Source organism: Rhizobacter sp. P3_B12, assembly GCF_056402895.1.
In genome coordinates this window covers 1-541 of the sequence record NZ_JBFUGN010001776.1, presented here as the reverse complement: position 1 = coordinate 541, position 541 = coordinate 1, and the positions used below count along the sequence as shown (strand labels likewise).

Below are 541 nucleotides of genomic sequence, written 5' to 3'. Positions count from 1 at the left end.
CTGCAGCACCTGCTCGGTGTTGCGCATCAGCAGCGATTCGGTGATCTCCAGCTGCAGGCGCTGCGGCGCGAGGCCCGAGCGCGTCAGGCACTCCGACACCACGCCGACGAGATCGCCCTGGAACTGCGCCGCCGACAGGTTCACCGACACCTCCAGGTGCTGCGGCCAGCGCACCGCCTCTTCGCAGGCGTGCAGCAGCACCCAGCGGCCGAGCGCCTCGATCAGCCCGGCCTGCTCGGCCAGCGGGATGAACTCGGCCGGCGAGATCGCGCCGCGGTCGGGGTGCGACCAGCGCGCGAGCGCCTCGTAGCCGCTCAGGCGCAGCGCCTGCGCCTCGAACAGCGGCTGGAAGTGCAGCGTCAGCTGGTCGGACGCGATCGCGTGGCGCAGGTCGTGCACCAGCGCACGGCGCAGCTGCAGGTCGGCATCCATCGCGGCGTCGTAGAAACTGAACTGCCCGCGGCCGTCGGCCTTCGCGCGGTGCAGCGCCAGGTCGGCCTTGTGCAGCAGCTCGTCGCGCGTCAACCCGTCGGTGCCGTAG

General features: G+C 71.9%; 1 protein-coding gene. It reads right to left on the bottom strand.

The annotated features are described in order from the left end of the window. The coding region (locus AC1D01_RS38165; RefSeq protein ID WP_477875218.1) for an EAL domain-containing protein at positions 1 to 541 on the bottom strand (541 nt) is incomplete at both ends.